The following is a 14,830-nucleotide window of genomic DNA, read 5'->3' on the forward strand; positions in this document are numbered from 1 at the left end:
TTTCGACATTACTTCTTCCGTGGGAAAAGGCCCGAATCGGCTCATTAAGCGAGCGAATTCGGGCCTTGTTTATGCTTAATCCACGCTCCGGGCAAGCTCCTTGCGCACGATCGGCGCGACCTTGGTGCCGAGCAGCTCGATCGCTTTCAGCACTTCGCGGTGCGGCATCGTGCCGACGTTCGCGTGCAGGAAGAACCGGGTGACTCCTAGATTGCGGCGCAACAAAAGGATCTTCTCCGCGACGAATTCGGGATCTCCGACATAGAGGGCGCCCCGAAGGCTGCGCGCGGCGTCGAAAGCTCCGCGGTCGTAAGGCGGCCAGCCCCGCTCGCGTCCAATGACGTTCATCTGGGCTTGCGTAGAAGGGAAGAATAAGTCGGCAGCCTGCTCGGTAGTCTCTCCTACGAATCCATGGGAATGAGTCGCGATCTGCAACGCGTCCGGGTTGTGGCCCGCTCGCGCGGCGGCTTCCTTATAGAGATTAACTAAAGGGGCGAACCTCTCGGGCATTCCGCCGATGATGGCGAAAGCGATAGGAAGACCCAGCGTTCCCGCGCGTACGGCCGACTCCGGATTTCCGCCGCTTGCGATCCATACCGGAAGAGGGTTCTGCACGGAACGGGGGTACACCCCGCGGTTCTGGATGGCCGGACGATGACCGCCGCGCCAGGTGACTTTCTCCGAGGCTCTGATAGCCAGGAGAAGCTCTAGATTTTCTTCGAACAACTCATCGTAGTCGTCCAAGCTATATCCGAACAGAGGAAACGATTCGATGAACGAACCGCGGCCTGCCATGATTTCCGCCCGGCCGTTAGAGATGCCGTCCAAGGTGGAGAAAGCTTGATAGACGCGAACCGGATCGTCCGAGGACAGCACGGTAACCGCGCTCGTAAGCCTGATCCGCTTGGTCATGCTTGCCGCGGCCGCTAGAATGACGGCTGGCGAAGACGCGGCGTAATCGGCTCGATGGTGCTCCCCGATACCATACACGTCAAGTCCCACCTGATCCGCGAGCACGATTTCCTCTACAGCATCGCGAATCCGCTGGGCATGGTTATAGGCTTTGCCCGTCACCGGATCTTGCGTCGCTTCCAAAAACGTACTGATTCCAATTTCCATATTCATTGCCGAATCGGCCATTGTCATTCGCCTCCCTCAATATCTATAGTTTACTATAATAATTATTGCTTCTCAACTAAAGTAAGTAAATGTTGAAGTTGATACAAGACGGAGGTTCAAAGTAATATTCGTATTGCCGAAAGTTTACTGTTGATATAAGTTATAAGAAGTTGAATCGCAATAAACGGGTGCTTGATGAAGTCGGGCTGAGATTGCGGCCTCGTGCCGCTGACCGTCGATCTGATCTGGGTAATGCCAGCGTAGAGACGTTATTGTCGAGCATGCTTTATGATGCCGTGCGCTAGCCTGCCCTTTAAGGGCAGGCTTTTTTTAATGGCTTCTGGCCCAGAGCATCAGGCGCGTTCACCGGATCGCCGTGGCGATGGAAGCGAAGCGGTTTGCCGGGGAAGCTAAGAGAACTTATTATTATATCATTGGCTACTCTTATCGGGATGCCGTGTTTGCCTTCTACGTGGTTGCCGTGCTCGGCGCGGCGTTAGCGGCCGGTATGGCGTGGCCATAGGTGGACATTACGGATGTTCGATAAGGATTGCCGGAGAGCATAGGACGGAGTTGGAGGCTGCATGATGATTCTGAACGAGAAAATAAAAGCGTCAGAGGTGCTGTTGACGGGAGTTAACGGAGAGGATTTGGGCATTGTCTCGCGGGACGAGGCGTTGGCTATGGCTCGCAAGCTTAAGGTGGATTTGGCGTGCACGTCGTTGTTCAGCAGCCCCCCTCCTTGCAAGTTAGTCGCGCGAGGAGCGGCCAAGCAAGAGGCGGCAAAGCAAAAGCAGGACGAGCGCAAGAAGGATCAGCCTTTGAAGGTAAAGGAGATCCGGCTTACGGCGAATATCGAAGACCACGATTACGACACGAAATGCCGGCAAGCCGAGAAATTGCTCGCTTCGGGCAACGCGGTTCAGCTGGTCGTCAAAATACAAGGCAAGGAAGGTCCTAAAGCGAAGGAATTGTTGGAACGATTGCTGAAGGATCTGGCCGCAAGCGGCACCAAACAAACCGGAATTCAAGTCAGCGGCAAACAAGCGGCCGTCCAGGTCAATCCGTTGTGAGCGGAAGATCGGCGGACCGACAGAAACGAGGATAACAACATGATGACATTCCCAGAAGCTATCGTACGCGAAATACGCGAGAACGCCGATCATGGCGATCATGCGGGGCGATTGACCCCGCGCATATTGGACTTTATTTATGAAGCTAAGCTATTCAAACTATTCGTTCCCAAAGACTTGAACGGTTTGATGCTCCCCTTACCGGAAGCGTTGCGCGTGTTCGAACAGGCGTCGCGGATCGAGGGAAGCTTCGGATGGCTGGTTACGATCGGCTCAGGCGGAGGATTCTTCTCGGCGACATTGCCGCCGGATCAAGCCAAAGCGCTGTTTAGCGGCGCGAACGCGGTCGTCGCGGGCAGCGGCCATGCCAACGGAATCGCGCGAAGAGTGGAAGGAGGCTACGTCGTGAGCGGGCAATGGAAATATTGCAGCGGATCGACTTACGCGAGCGTGTTCACCGCTAATTGCCGCATTGAAGGGGAGTCTGGCGAAGAGGCGGAGATTCGCTCCTTCGCGTTCTTGCCCGATCAAGTGAACGTGATTCGCGATTGGAATTCCTTCGGATTGAAAGCGACGGAGAGCCATTCCATTGCGGTGGATAACGCGTTCGTTCCGGCGGAACGTACTTTCGATATCATGAGCGCTCCTAATTTTGACGATCCGATTTTCAAGTACCCGTTCATGCCGTTCGCCCAAACGTCTTTCGCCGCGGTCAGTCTCGGGATATGCAGGCATTTGTTGGAGGAGGCTCGCGCATTCGCCGATGCGAAGCGGGAGGAATGGTCGCATTCCCGTCCCGAGCGTCTGGGCGGATTGCTTCGTGCGCTAGATGAACAAGAGCAAGAGCTGGAATCCGTTGCCGGACGATTCTATGGAACGGTCGAGCGTACATGGGAGCTTTTCGTTAGCGTGGGCTTTATGACGGAGGAGCAGCAGCGCGAGGTTAGAGAGGTTAGCCAAGGTTTGGCTAGAAGTACATTAGCATATGCGCATGCGATTTTTCCGCTGCTGGGGATGGCTGTCTTGATGGAGGATAACCTGATCAACCGAATTTGGCGGGATCTTCATACGGTTACCCAGCATTCGGTGCTCGTTCCGGCGTAAAAATGTAGCTATAAAGTCAAAAGGCCGGGAGAAGGATTCTTCTCCTGGCCTTTTTCATCATATTTTCTCGATGTCGACTCGAGTAGAGAAGAAGGTGGCGCCGCCGCCCATGTCGGCTAATCGCTGCGAGGTCAGCGAGTTGACGGCTTGAACGCCCTCGTTGCCGTGCTCCCACCATAAGCCTTGGCATACGAGTACGCCGGGCAGCACGTTGTTCGCGACTTTGACCGTAATCCGGCATTCGCCTCGGTCGTTCCATAGTCGCACCCGATCTCCCTGCCGAAGTCCCCGGGCCGAGGCGTCCTCGGCGTTCATATCTGCGGTCGGCTGCTTCTCCAACCGCTTTAGTCGGTCCTGATTGCCGAAGGTTGAATTGATGTAACTGTGGTTAGGACCGGTCACGAGCAGGAAGGGCAGTTCCCCAGGCTCCTTAATCGGCGTATATTCGGGTACGGGAGGGAGTCCGGCCCTCAGCATCGCCTCCGAATACAGCTCGAACTTGCCGGAAGGCGTAGGAATTTTCTCCGGGAACGTCGTAGAGCTTTCCAGCTTCATTTTCGCCCAGCCGTTCCGCGCGAGTTCCTCGTAAGTGAGTCCGTTCAAGTATGGCGTGTTGCGGTCCAATGCTTGCCGGATCATCTGCTCTTCGGTCAAGTCGAACGCTTCCGGTTCGAAGCCCATTCGCAAGCCGAGCTCCTTGAACAGAGTGAAGTTGGATTTGCATTCTCCCATCGGTTCGATAATCGGCTCGTGCAATTGAACGTATAAATGCCAGTAGGAGGAGAATAGATCAAGATTCTCGAAGTGGCTCGTTGCCGGCAGTACCAAATCCGCATAAAGGCAAGTGTCGGTTAAGAACAAATCGTGAACGACGGTAAACAGGTTATCGCGCATCATGCCCCGGCGAACTTGGTTCTGATCCGGCGCGACGACGGCGGGATTGCTGTTGTACACGAATAGAAAATCAATGGCGGGATCGGCTTCCAATAACGCTTCCCCGAGCCGGTTCATGTTGACGGAACGGACGTTTCGATCCGGCATCAAGTCGGGGCGCTCTAACTTATAGGCGTTCACCGCGGAATAATGGCTGTTTCCTTTGATCGCGCCGCCGCCCGGAATACCCCATTGTCCGGTCAAAGCGGGTAAACAAGCAATCGTACGGATGGCCATGCCGCCATTGTCGTGATGCTGCAAACCGTTGCCGATCCGAATGAACGAAGGAGACGCATTGCCGTACTCGCAGGCCAGTCTGACGATAACGTCAGCCGGAATGCCCGTAATTTCCGCTACGCGCTCCGGAGGGTATAGCGCAGCTTGAGCGGCGAGCTCCTCGTACCCCTTCGTGTACTTCCCGATAAACTCCGCGTTCGTCAGCTTCTCCCGGATAAGCACATGCATGATCCCTAATGCCAAAGCCGTGTCAGTGCCCGGGATAATCGGGATGAACTCGTCGGCCCACGCGGAGGTTCTATTCCGATGGACGTCGATATGAACGATTTTGGCGCCGCGCTTGCGGGCTTCGTTCAGATACATGACCTGATGCATGTTAGTCGAGACCAGATTGCAACCCCAGACGAGCGCGTACTTCGAATGAATCGTATCCTCGGGATCTATTCCCGCCGAGGCGCCCATCGTATAACGATAACCTGCCGATCCGGCCGCGTTGCAGATCGTGCGTTCCAACTGGCTCGCTCCGAGGCGATGGAAGAAACGGCGATCCATGCCCTCGGCGTTGAGGATGCCCATGTTTCCATAGAAGCTGTAAGGCAGAATCGTCTCCGCCCCCTTGTTCGCTATCGCGTTGCGCAACCGGCGGACAATCTCCTCGTAAGCTTCCTCCCAACTGATTCTCTCGAAGTCCATGGTCCCTTTAGGCCCGACTCTTCGCATCGGATACATTAGCCTATCGGGATGATAGACGCGTTCGTTGAGGTGCCGGACTTTGTTGCATATCGCGCCTTGCGTGACCGGATGGTCGGGATTTCCGTCAATCGAAACGATGACGTCTTGATCCATTTTCACGTTTAAGCTGCAAGTATCCGGACAGTCGAAAGGACAGACCGACCGAGCAATCGTAAATTTCGTGGTTGTTGCCGACATTCGCTACACGCTCCATTCCTTAAACCAGTATACCGTAAAATAATATGCGGAAATATCCGTTTCGAAAAAAGGAAATCCTTACCTATAGAACGAATGTTTGTACATCAAGTAGGTAAAGGGAGGAAATCGCTTGGCTAAAAGAGTGAATCTGCTAGTCGGAACGAACAAAGGCTTATTCGTCTATTCCTCGAACGAGCAAAGAAAGGATTGGAAGCTTAGCGGACCGTACTTGAACGGTTGGGAGGTTTATAGCGTACTTGGAGATAGCCGTAACGGGAATGCGATATTCGCGGGAACCTCCCACGCGGTTTACGGTCCGTCCATACGAGTGAGTTACGATACGGGAGAGACTTGGACTCAGATCGAGGAGGGTCCGCGTTATTCGGAGGAGAGCGGCTTTAAGTTGAATCGGATATGGCAGCTTGTTCAAGGCGCTTCATCGCAACCGGATATCTTGTACGCGGGAGTAGAAGAGGCCGGTCTATTCATCAGCCGCGACCGTGGAATCACTTGGCAGGAGCTAAGCGGGCTAACGAGCCATCCGACGCGTCCGGGTTGGTTTCCCGGAGCGGGCGGCATGTGTCTGCACACGATCATCGTCGACCCGAATCGCCCGGAGAGAATATGGGTCGCCATGTCGGCCGTAGGCGTATTCCGATCGGAGGACGGAGGGCAAACTTGGCAAGCCCGCAACGCCGGCCTTGCTCGCGTTCCTACGGGACAACCCTACGACGAGGTCGGGTATTGCATTCATAAAATGGCTATCGATCCGGAATGCTCGGATGTTCTATACATGCAGGAGCATTGCGGCGTATTCAAATCGGAGGACGGCGGGGATAACTGGACGCCCTATGAAGAAGGGTTGGTATTAAAAGAGGGGGATGAGCCGTTCGGATTTCCGTTCTGCGTATCGCCTACCGGGGATCTGTTCATTATTCCGCTGGAAAGCTCGGAGCAGAGGTCGATGAGAGACGGCAGGCTTCTTGTCTACCGCAGGCATAGGGACGAGCCCCAATGGCTGCCGATCGGCGACGTGCTCCCTGAGGAGAAGCGACACGTCAGCGTATTAAGGGACGCTATGTCGGTGGACTCGCTGGAGCCTTATGGCATTTATTTCGGTACGACGTCCGGCGAGCTGTTCTGCTCCTTGGATCGAGGAGAGAGCTGGCAGAGGCTTCCCGGTCAACTATCGCGAATCTTATCGGTGAAACCGTGGATCGTGGAGGCGGAGGATGAGGGTTGAAGTCGTCGTGCCGGGCTTGCTTGCGGATTGTACGGGAGGGCGCGCGAAGTTTTCTCTGGAAGCCGATACTCTACAGGGCGCGCTTGATCGGTTGGTAGACGATTATCCCCTGTTGAAACGGCACCTGTACGACGAGAGCGGCAAGGTCAGGAAACACGTGCTGTTATGCTACAACAATGAGAATATCGATTGGCTGGAAAGCTTGGATGTCCCTCTTCATCCCGGAGACCGGCTGGCCGTCATGCAACTGGTGTCCGGCGGATAAAAAAGCGAGAGCGAGAGTTCATCCTCGCTCTTTTTTTTTGCGTTTAGGCGAGTTAACGATCAACGGAAGCGAGATTATGGGGAAACGTTGGAAAAGGCCATTCCGGTGCTGGAATACGGTGTTCGGCCATTTCAACGCACTCATAGGGGTCAGCTTTCTGGCGGTAATTGTGATACACTTGTATTTGTTTAAAACCCCTGGGGCTTACATCCGTAAGGGATCAGCGCGCGTAAGGGACTCGGGGTCGCAAATAGGAGGTTGGAAAAGTTGATCGAGAAATTCAGGAGAGTGCGTATCGATTCCGATCTGTACGAGTTGGAGATTGATGGGGGCAAATTCACTCGTGTTGAATTTGATCGCGGGGATCGGACTCCGGAGATCGGGGAAGGCGAATGGGATGCGGCGGGTTTGCTGTATATGCCTACGTTGGCCGATATGCACTGCCATTTGGATAAGCATTTTATCGGAGAGCGTTGGCGGTCGCGCAAGAGGATCGACACGCTTCCTAATCAATTGCATAGGGAGAAGGAACTGCTGGCTTCCTTGAGCGGCACCGTAGAGGAGCGGGCTCGCATTTTGCTGAACCTCATGCTAAGCCACGGGACAACGCGCATCAGAACGCATGTGGACGTCGATCCCGAGCTCGGGTTAAAGCATCTGGAGGCGGTTCTTAAAGTACGGGAAGAGTATCGCGGCCTCATGGATATCGAGATCGTGGCGTTCCCGCAGCAAGGGCTGCTTCGTTCGCGTTCTTACGGCGTCATGCGGGAAGCGATGCAGAGCGGAGCCGATCTGGTAGGAGCGGTAGATCCGGGTGGCTTGGATCGCGGCATCGAACCTTGTTTGGAGCAGGTGTTCGGATTGGCGACGGAATTCAACGCGGGCGTCGATATCCATCTCCACGATCCGGGTCATCTCGGCGTGTATACGATCGAGCGAATGGCGGAATATGCCGGGCAAACCGGACTGCAAGGCCGGGTGGCGGTTAGCCATGCTTGGGGTCTGGGGCAGATTACCGAAGCGGAATCGGCTGATATCGGCCATAAGCTTAGGGAACAAGGCGTATCTGTCATTACGAGCGTGCCGATCGATCGGCAGATGCTTAACGTGCCGCAATTGTCGTCCATGGGCGTGGATGTTCGCGTAGGTACGGACAATGTGCTGGACGCGTGGTCTCCGTTCGGGAGCGGGGATATGCTGGAGCGTCTTGGCAGATTGGCGGAGAAGTGTTACTGGGTCGAAGACGAACAGTTGCTCGGGGCTTACCGGTACGGAACCGATAAGCAGCTCTCGCCGAAAGTCGGAGATTCCGCGGATTTCGTCCTCGTCGACGCCATGAATCTAGAGCATGCGATGGCATCCGCTCCGCCGCGCGAATGGGTTATCGTCGGCGGCAAGCCGGTCGCGGGCCGGCGATTCGAAGGGGGCTTGAACAAATGATCATCGTAAATGCTGTTCTTCGCGATAGAGAGGGGTTATGCTTCATTCGGTTGCGGGACGGTAAGATCGCCGCGATCGGGAGGATGGAGGAGATGTCCGACGCGGACGGTTCAGGGATGGCTCTCGTCGACGCGGAAGGCGGGCTCGTCCTGCCGCCGTTCATTGACTCCCATCTGCACTATGATTCGGCGCTTACGGCCGGGGAACCTCGTTGGAATCGGAGCGGAACGTTGTTCGATGCCATCGAGCTCAACGGCGAACGCCAAGCTTCGGCTACGCGAGAGGATTACAAGAGCAGAGCCGTTCGGACGATTAAGTGGCAAGCCGCGCAAGGGATTCAATATGTGCGCGTCCATGCCGACGTATCCGGTCCGAAGCTGACTTCCCTTGAAGCGATGCTGGAGCTTCGCGACGAGATGAAAGGCTGGGTGGACATCCAGGTCGTCGCTTTTCCGCAGATGGGCTTGATGGGCAGTACCCGTTCCTTGGAGCTCATGGAAGAGGCGGCGAAGTTGGGGGCTGACGGAATCGGGGGCATTCCCCATTTCGAGATGACCAGGGAGCTTGGCGTCGAGTCGGTTAAAGCTGCTTTCGATATTGCGGAGCGTTATGGCCGCTTCGTCGATATTCACTGCGACGAGACGGATGACGAGCATGCGAGATTCGTCGAGGTCGTAGCCGCGGAAGCTTATTTCCGGGGGATGGCAACCGGACGACGGCAAGTCATGTGACGGCGATGCACTCTTACAATAATGCTTACGCGGCTAAGTTGTTCGGAGTGCTGCAGCGATCCGGCATACACATCGTCGCCAATCCGTTGTCCAATATCAGCTTGCAAGGGCGGTTCGATTCCTTCCCGGTTCGCCGCGGAATTACGCGTATTAAACCGTTGCTCGAAGCGGGAATCAACGTTAGCCTCGGGCACGATAATTTCCTCGATGCGTTCTACTCTCTCGGAACGGCCGGTATGTTGCCCGTGCTCCATATGGGCTTGCATGCGTGCCACATGCTCGGATACGAGGATATTCTGCGATCTCTTGACTTGATTACGGTCAATGCGGCTAAGACTTTGGGTTTGGGATCGGAGGAATACGGGATTGACGTTGGTCGTCCGGCTAATCTTATTCTGATGGATGCGCCCGATGCGTTCGAATGCGTGCGGACGCAAGCCGCGGTCAAATTGGCCGTCCGCGGCGGTAAAGTGCTGGCGGAAACGCCGGTCGCCAAGACGAAGGTATACGATCCCTCGACCGGCCATGAGGAGAACGTCAATCGGATTCGTCGGCGTTAGAATAAATAGGGCGGAGAGGCGGGCGATCGACGGATCGCTCGTCTCTTTCTTCATTGGTTCAGCAGACTACAGCCTCAATTCCCTGCGCAAACCGCCTCGCATCCCCTCCAACCCTGCCCCCAATTAATAAAAATTTAATAACCGATTTAGATGCGATTAATTTCTGTCCTATAGTATAGGATCGGAGGGCATCCTGTGAAGGAGTGCCGCCTTTCGAAAGGGGGTTCGAAAAGTCGTCTTTGCGAAGGGTGCCGAAAACCCGACTTTTTGAACTCTCATTTTATACTTATGGAAACGGGGAGTGCCGATGCCGATCCGGAGGCGAATGCTGCTTTCTTACACGGTTATGATGCTAGTATCCGTGCTGTCGATATTGGCGTTGTTACTAACGGTAGCGATAGCCATAACGGGAGATTGGACCGGGGTCCGCAATCTTTTCGATAAGCAATACGCGCTTAAACCGATATCCATCGAGGAGCAAAACGCGTTCGACGAAGTGCGATACTTAGCCAAGAAAACCCCGGACCGCCTGCACGACACGGAATTGTTGTCCGGCCTGGACGTCCGGTTGCCTTCGGTGCAGTCCGGCCTTATCGTAAGGGAGGGCGATCGTATCCTATACGCGACGCCGGCGCTCGGGATGATCGCAACGGAAGTTGAACTGCCGGCATACGAGATGGTCAACATTAACGTTCGGGGGACGTGGTCCGCTGACGATCGGTTTTTCACTTACGTGAAATTCGATTTTTTATTTCCTAACCAAACCCCGGGAAGCATCTACATTGTTAAGCAGGTCAGCCCTTACGGGGAGATGACGAGCGAATGGTTCCCGGCCATGATCGCATTGCTCTTGATATTGCCGTTGCTCGTTAACGGTCTGCTCAATTATTACGTCTCGCGCAGCATCGTGAATCCTCTTAAGGAACTGAAGCGGGCAACGGATCAAATACGCGAAGGAGATCTGGCGTTCGAGGTCCGAAAAGGCTCTCGGGACGAAATCGGGCAATTGTTTCACTCGTTCGAGGAAATGCGGCGGAGGCTGGAACAGTCGGTCGGGCTGCAGCTTCAGTACGAGGAGAATCGCAAAGAATTGCTGTCGAATATTTCGCATGACTTGAAAACGCCGATCACCACGATTAAAGGCTATGTGGAAGGGATTCGGGACGGCGTGGCTAATACGCCGGACAAGCTGGACGTTTATTTGTCGACGATCTATTCCAAAGCCGTCGCGATGGATCGATTGATCGACGAGTTGTTTTTGTTCTCTAAGCTTGATCTGGGGAAAGTTCCGTTTAACTTCGAAAAGGTGAATATCGGGCGATACATGGAGGATTTGGTCGAGGAGCTGGAGATGGATCTGGCCGAGAGGGGAATTTCCATTCGATACCTCCCTCCGCATGACGGTCCGTTGTATGCCAAAGTCGACCGGGATAAGCTGAAGCGGGCGATGTTCAATATTACCGACAACAGCGTGAAGTATATGGACAAACCGCACAAGGAAATTCTGATCTCAATGTCCGCCCGGAAGCGCGATGAAATCCTCGTCGAGGTAGAGGATAACGGTCCGGGAATCGAAGCGGAAGCGGTTCCGCATATTTTCGAGCGGTTCTATCGGGCGGAGCAATCGAGGAGCTTGCAGACGGGCGGAAGCGGACTAGGGCTTGCCATTGTCAAACAAATCATTCACGAGCATGGCGGCAACATTCGGGCAACGAGCCGGGAAGGCGAGGGGACGACCATCTCGTTCACGTTGAAGCGGATGGAAGGAGAGATGGATAGTTGAAAAAAATATTAATCATAGAAGACGAACCGAGCATTGCCCAACTTCAGCGGGATTATCTCGAGATCAGCGGGTTCGCGGCGGATATCGTCGCGGAAGGGGATGCGGGGATCAGGCAGTCGCTAACCGGCCAGTACGATTTGATACTGCTCGACGTCATGCTGCCCAAAGCCGACGGTTTCGAGGTATGCCGAACGATTCGTTCGAAGATAGACATCCCTATAATCTTCATCTCCGCCAAAAAAGAAGAGTTGGACAAGATTCGCGCTCTCGGGCTAGGGGCGGACGATTACATGATCAAGCCGTTCAGTCCCGGCGAGATGGTAGCCCGGGTGAAGGCGCACTTATCCCGTTACGACCGCCTGCGGGGCGACCCGGTTGCGCAATTGAACGAAATCAACATCCGCGGGTTGAAAATAGACCGTGCCGCGCATCGCGTATTCGTCAACGACAAGGAGATTACGGTTACGGCCAAGGAATTCGATTTGCTTACTTTTCTCGCCGATCATCCTAACCGGGTGTTCAGCAAGGAGCATCTGTTCGAGCAGCTATGGGGGTTCGACGCGGCGGGGGATCTCTCGACGGTTACCGTCCATATCCGCAAGCTGAGGGAGAAGATAGAGGCCGACCCGTCCGATCCGCAATATATCGAGACGGTGTGGGGAGCGGGGTACCGTTTTACGGTGTAATTGTCCGAAAAAAGTCAAATCGTCGTCGCGCAAGGGATCTTTCGAATAAGTCTACTCGACTTGTCGGAAGGTCCCTTATTTGCGTTAGGCGGTGGTGCCGGGGCGTGCTGCCAACGATTTAATCAAATGATTGGATGGATTTAAGAAATGGATAATATCCCGTTTAGGGCGAATTTAGAATGACCCTTTATGATGAAATCTGTTAGCACGATTCACAATAAACGAAGGAGTGACTCACCTCATGAAAATCAATAAAAAAATTCCCGCGTTGGCGCTAGTCGCGGCAATGGGCGCTACTGTCGCCGGACAAGCATTCGCGGCCGAAGCGGTTACGACGAATGCGGCATCTGTCGCCAACAGCGAAGCTGCTATGAACGAGCTGGTTAAGCAAGGCGTATTGAACGGTTATGGCACGCAAGGGTTGAAACCCGAGCAACAAGCAAGCCGAGCGGAGTTGGCGAAGATCGTGAAGCTCGCCTTTAAGCTGGAGCTAGGAAACGCGGCGGCCAAGTCTTTCGCGGACGTTCCTAGCGGAGCTTGGCATTCCCCTTATATTAACGTCGTCAGCGGACTCGGCATCATGAACGGAACGTCGGCCTCGGCGTTCAAGCCGACGGCTCCCGTCATGCAAGCGCAGCTTGCGCTTGTCGTTTCGCGTATTACGAAGATAGATATGGCGACCGTGACTTCATGGTTGCCTCAATACTCCCCGCTAGCTGTCGTGACCCGCGGAGAGATCGCACGAGTCGTTGTCGCCGCGCAAGAAGCTCTGGTTAATGCGCCGGTTAAGGTGATGAGCGTCAAGTCGCTTAGCAAAATCGCGGTAGAGCTTGTCCTGTCCAAGCCGATCGCCGAAGAGGAAGCGAACTTGGATCTGGCCAAACAGAATCTGACGTTCAATAACGACTTGAAGATCGTAAACGTGCCCCGCCTGAAAAGCGGTTCTACTTCTACCTATATCGTGCCGGTAACGACTCAGAAAGCGGCTACGACCTATACGTTCTCCTACAAGGGCAAAGCAGCGGGTTCGTTCACTTCGAGCCAAGAGAATATCCGCATGGATTCCGTGCGCTCCGTTACGTCGGATACGTTCGAGGTAGAGTCGTTGATTACCGACGGAGTGACGGATTACGGTAACGTGATCAAAGCTTATGCCGGGGGGCGCGGTTCCCAAGCTTTCGCGCTCGACGAGAACAATCGTTACAACGGCCAAACCTATCAGATTATTTCGTCTCTCCGAGATCGCAGCGTAACGATCACTCCGCAAGGCGGGGAGCCGATCGTGGCGGCATACGTGCCGTTCACCCAAGCGACGGACGGTCGTCAAGCGGCGAAATTCCGATTGCCTTCAGGACAGACGTTAAAAGCGGGGACTTCCTATACCGTAGCGGCGGATTGGTTCGTTTTGAAGAATCCGACATTCGTCGCCCGGGAAGCTGCTCCGCTCGTTATCAAGAGCGCGAAATCGTTAAGCGCGACTTCGCTTGAAGTCACGCTGGCCGCGGATCCTAAAGACGAACTGTTCGCCGGACGTAGCGTAACTCTGAAAGCCGACGACGGAACTGAGCTGTCTGCGCAATATAAATTCCAGTCCCGCAAAGGCGCGGCAGGCATGTTCGATGTTCTTAACGGCGGTCAATTGCAAGCGGACAAGGAGTATACCGTTATTCCTATAGGAGACTGGGCAACCGTTGCTCAAGCGGTTAATCTCGGAAGGTAAGAAACGTATATTCCGCTATTAGAAGGGCAACCTATACCAGCAACGCTTGAAGTCGGAGTGTTGCTGGTTATCGTTCCAGGGAAAAAGGGGTTGTGCGAATGATTACGTAAGGTGATAATTAAGTTTGCTTTTTATTAGGGAACCTGTTATAGTAAAAACTATCGAAATCGTGACCTGGATTCACAAAATGGAAAGGGTTATAATTTTGAATTAAACCCTAGCCATGTTGTGGATTTTTTATTCGTATGAATAAAAAAGTTCATGAGGCAATAGAAGTTGGAGGTGAATTTAAATGCAAACAGGTACAGTGAAATGGTTCAATGCAGACAAAGGCTTCGGTTTCATCGAGGTTGAAGGCGGTAACGACGTATTCGTGCACTTCAGCGCGATCACGGGTGAAGGCTTCAAAACTTTGGACGAAGGACAACGCGTTCAATTCAACGTGGTACAAGGCAACCGCGGACCACAAGCGGAGAACGTTGTTAAACTGTAAATCCAGTGTAAAAATGCCCTTAACGGTTAGTTAAGGGCATTTTTTTTGGTTATGCTAATGGAAAAGGGGGCTCGTCCATGTACTCACGGAAAAAAGTGTTCGAAGAAATTCCTGAAGAAATGACGGCAATCTGGTCCTGTACGAGTGATGATTGCAACGGGTGGATGAGAGACAATTTCGCTTTCGAAACAGCGCCCACCTGCGGGCTCTGCCACCAGCCGATGAAGAGCGGCATGAAGATGCTGCCGCAGCTAGTGAATACAAGCCGGGATCAGAAATCCTCTCGTAAAGGCGTATCAATCGGATAACCAAACATATTTGTAGAAGAGCACCGCGAGAGGTGCTCTTTTTCTTTTTTATATATGTCATATTAAGTTACATAATCCGCGCATTTATGAAAACGCTTAACGTCATTTGGGGAAAGGGGGAAAACGTTTCCTGTATTTAATAAGACGTTGATAAAACAGGGATTGAGATGCGTTATCCTTAATGAAAACAGTTGAAAAACGAGGG

The 14,830-nt window shown here is 53.8% G+C and carries 16 protein-coding genes; 13 read left to right on the forward strand and 3 right to left on the reverse strand.

The genetic code is table 11. The features are described 5' to 3' along the window. Nucleotides 1–75: 75 nt before the first annotated feature. Nucleotides 76–1,140, reverse strand: coding sequence for an LLM class flavin-dependent oxidoreductase (locus tag FPL14_RS18245; RefSeq protein WP_182299124.1), 1,065 nt, complete (start codon nt 1,138–1,140; stop codon nt 76–78). Between the two features lie 361 nt (nt 1,141–1,501). Here FPL14_RS18245 and FPL14_RS18250 point away from each other — a divergent pair, with 361 nt between their 5' ends. The 3 genes from FPL14_RS18250 to FPL14_RS18260 all read left to right on the forward strand — a co-directional run bounded on the left by FPL14_RS18250 (nt 1,502) and on the right by FPL14_RS18260 (nt 3,296). Continuing rightward, nucleotides 1,502–1,642: a hypothetical protein gene (locus FPL14_RS18250; protein WP_407644623.1), complete on the forward strand. Its 141-nt coding sequence runs from the start codon at nt 1,502–1,504 to the stop codon at nt 1,640–1,642. Nucleotides 1,643–1,703: 61 nt separating this feature from the next. Further along, the gene (gene infC, locus FPL14_RS18255; protein WP_182299125.1) at nt 1,704–2,192 is read left to right on the forward strand and encodes a translation initiation factor IF-3; all 489 of its coding nucleotides are present in this window, start codon (nt 1,704–1,706) and stop codon (nt 2,190–2,192) included. Between the two features lie 39 nt (nt 2,193–2,231). Next, on the forward strand, nt 2,232–3,296 hold the full coding sequence (locus FPL14_RS18260; protein WP_229263568.1) for an acyl-CoA dehydrogenase family protein: 1,065 nt from the start codon (nt 2,232–2,234) through the stop codon (nt 3,294–3,296). A 57-nt stretch (nt 3,297–3,353) separates the two neighbouring features. Here FPL14_RS18260 and FPL14_RS18265 read toward each other — a convergent pair whose 3' ends face one another. Further along, nucleotides 3,354–5,396: a molybdopterin-containing oxidoreductase family protein gene (locus FPL14_RS18265; protein WP_182299126.1), complete on the reverse strand. Its 2,043-nt coding sequence runs from the start codon at nt 5,394–5,396 to the stop codon at nt 3,354–3,356. Nucleotides 5,397–5,526: 130 nt separating this feature from the next. Between FPL14_RS18265 and FPL14_RS18270 the strand changes: the two genes are divergently transcribed. Further along, nucleotides 5,527–6,639, forward strand: a complete 1,113-nt coding sequence (locus tag FPL14_RS18270; RefSeq protein ID WP_182299127.1) for a WD40/YVTN/BNR-like repeat-containing protein — start codon at nt 5,527–5,529, stop codon at nt 6,637–6,639. Then, nucleotides 6,629–6,904: a MoaD/ThiS family protein gene (locus FPL14_RS18275; RefSeq protein ID WP_182299128.1), complete on the forward strand. Its 276-nt coding sequence runs from the start codon at nt 6,629–6,631 to the stop codon at nt 6,902–6,904. The genes FPL14_RS18270 and FPL14_RS18275 overlap by 11 nt, the downstream gene beginning before the upstream one ends. Nucleotides 6,905–6,956: 52 nt before the next feature. Here FPL14_RS18275 and FPL14_RS30810 read toward each other — a convergent pair whose 3' ends face one another. Continuing rightward, on the reverse strand, nt 6,957–7,082 hold the full coding sequence (locus tag FPL14_RS30810; protein WP_182299129.1) for an EspF repeat-containing protein: 126 nt from the start codon (nt 7,080–7,082) through the stop codon (nt 6,957–6,959). Nucleotides 7,083–7,171: 89 nt separating this feature from the next. Between FPL14_RS30810 and FPL14_RS18285 the strand changes: the two genes are divergently transcribed. From FPL14_RS18285 to FPL14_RS18315, 8 genes are all read left to right on the forward strand, one after another. After that, nucleotides 7,172–8,344: an amidohydrolase family protein gene (locus FPL14_RS18285; RefSeq protein WP_182299130.1), complete on the forward strand. Its 1,173-nt coding sequence runs from the start codon at nt 7,172–7,174 to the stop codon at nt 8,342–8,344. Continuing rightward, nucleotides 8,341–9,075: an amidohydrolase family protein gene (locus FPL14_RS30565; protein WP_324617817.1), complete on the forward strand. Its 735-nt coding sequence runs from the start codon at nt 8,341–8,343 to the stop codon at nt 9,073–9,075. Before FPL14_RS18285 ends, FPL14_RS30565 begins: the two co-directional genes overlap by 4 nt. Nucleotides 9,076–9,080: 5 nt before the next feature. Beyond that, nucleotides 9,081–9,635, forward strand: coding sequence for an amidohydrolase family protein (locus tag FPL14_RS30570; RefSeq protein ID WP_324617935.1), 555 nt, complete (start codon nt 9,081–9,083; stop codon nt 9,633–9,635). Nucleotides 9,636–9,942: 307 nt separating this feature from the next. Continuing rightward, on the forward strand, nt 9,943–11,418 hold the full coding sequence (locus tag FPL14_RS18295; RefSeq protein ID WP_182299131.1) for a sensor histidine kinase: 1,476 nt from the start codon (nt 9,943–9,945) through the stop codon (nt 11,416–11,418). After that, nucleotides 11,415–12,104, forward strand: a complete 690-nt coding sequence (locus FPL14_RS18300) for a response regulator transcription factor (RefSeq protein ID WP_182299132.1) — start codon at nt 11,415–11,417, stop codon at nt 12,102–12,104. Before FPL14_RS18295 ends, FPL14_RS18300 begins: the two co-directional genes overlap by 4 nt. 241 nt (nt 12,105–12,345) lie before the next feature. Next, entirely contained in the window at nt 12,346–13,824 is a 1,479-nt protein-coding gene (locus FPL14_RS18305; protein ID WP_182299133.1) for an S-layer homology domain-containing protein, read from the forward strand. A gap of 292 nt (nt 13,825–14,116) precedes the next feature. Further along, nucleotides 14,117–14,317, forward strand: a complete 201-nt coding sequence (locus FPL14_RS18310) for a cold-shock protein (protein WP_041059099.1) — start codon at nt 14,117–14,119, stop codon at nt 14,315–14,317. A 77-nt stretch (nt 14,318–14,394) separates the two neighbouring features. Further along, on the forward strand, nt 14,395–14,625 hold the full coding sequence (locus FPL14_RS18315) for a cold-shock protein (RefSeq protein ID WP_182299134.1): 231 nt from the start codon (nt 14,395–14,397) through the stop codon (nt 14,623–14,625). Nucleotides 14,626–14,830 lie beyond the last annotated feature (205 nt).

Source organism: Cohnella cholangitidis (genome assembly GCF_014107495.1).
Classification (GTDB): Bacteria; Bacillota; Bacilli; order Paenibacillales; family Paenibacillaceae; genus Cohnella; species Cohnella cholangitidis.

Coding starts and splice junctions, on each gene's coding strand:
- FPL14_RS18245 (WP_182299124.1), bottom strand. CDS start 1,140: ATGGCCGATTCGGCAATGAATATGGAAATTGGAATCAGTACGTTTTTG.
- FPL14_RS18250 (WP_407644623.1), top strand. CDS start 1,502: ATGGAAGCGAAGCGGTTTGCCGGGGAAGCTAAGAGAACTTATTATTAT.
- infC (WP_182299125.1), top strand. CDS start 1,704: ATGATGATTCTGAACGAGAAAATAAAAGCGTCAGAGGTGCTGTTGACG.
- FPL14_RS18260 (WP_229263568.1), top strand. CDS start 2,232: ATGATGACATTCCCAGAAGCTATCGTACGCGAAATACGCGAGAACGCC.
- FPL14_RS18265 (WP_182299126.1), bottom strand. CDS start 5,396: ATGTCGGCAACAACCACGAAATTTACGATTGCTCGGTCGGTCTGTCCT.
- FPL14_RS18275 (WP_182299128.1), top strand. CDS start 6,629: ATGAGGGTTGAAGTCGTCGTGCCGGGCTTGCTTGCGGATTGTACGGGA.
- FPL14_RS30565 (WP_324617817.1), top strand. CDS start 8,341: ATGATCATCGTAAATGCTGTTCTTCGCGATAGAGAGGGGTTATGCTTC.
- FPL14_RS30570 (WP_324617935.1), top strand. CDS start 9,081: ATGCACTCTTACAATAATGCTTACGCGGCTAAGTTGTTCGGAGTGCTG.
- FPL14_RS18295 (WP_182299131.1), top strand. CDS start 9,943: ATGCCGATCCGGAGGCGAATGCTGCTTTCTTACACGGTTATGATGCTA.
- FPL14_RS18305 (WP_182299133.1), top strand. CDS start 12,346: ATGAAAATCAATAAAAAAATTCCCGCGTTGGCGCTAGTCGCGGCAATG.
- FPL14_RS18310 (WP_041059099.1), top strand. CDS start 14,117: ATGCAAACAGGTACAGTGAAATGGTTCAATGCAGACAAAGGCTTCGGT.
- FPL14_RS18315 (WP_182299134.1), top strand. CDS start 14,395: ATGTACTCACGGAAAAAAGTGTTCGAAGAAATTCCTGAAGAAATGACG.